1 protein-coding gene is annotated in these 390 nt (G+C 34.9%); it reads left to right on the top strand.

What is annotated here, in order from left to right:
- A partial coding sequence (locus ACJ5GX_RS06120) for a hypothetical protein (protein ID WP_495292813.1) occupies positions 1–205 on the top strand: 205 nt, incomplete at its 5' end.
- Between the last annotated feature and the right edge of the window lie 185 nt (positions 206–390).

The raw sequence follows: 390 nt of genomic DNA, 5'->3' as shown, positions 1-390 counted from the left end.
TATGAGGAAACCATCACCAAGAAAGAAAAAGACGTTTAATTTCATTGAAATTATTACACCTAGGGGATCTTTTAATAGAAAACAGTCACCAAAAATAAACACAATAGAAAATGCACATGCAGTTAAAGGAAAAACAGTAACAATTAGAGATTCCACCGAGGAAAGGATACTACCATCGTCAAAAGATGAAAAATCTATAATTTAGGCATCTAGGGAAACAGTCTTTAAATTTTATCATTAGAGATACACTTACTAAAGTTTGTAAGGCGCCCCATGCTTTTGTTTACCTGATGAAGGTTTTCCCCGAATGTCAAAAGAGCTTACGTATATGTGAACGTATACGAGCACCGGTCAGACGATCGATCTGGTTCTTCTGTATAAATTTGTGAA

This window comes from Wolbachia endosymbiont of Tuta absoluta (genome assembly GCF_059414725.1).
Note: the sequence above shows the minus strand (reverse complement) of the source record. Positions and strands in the feature narration are given on the sequence as shown.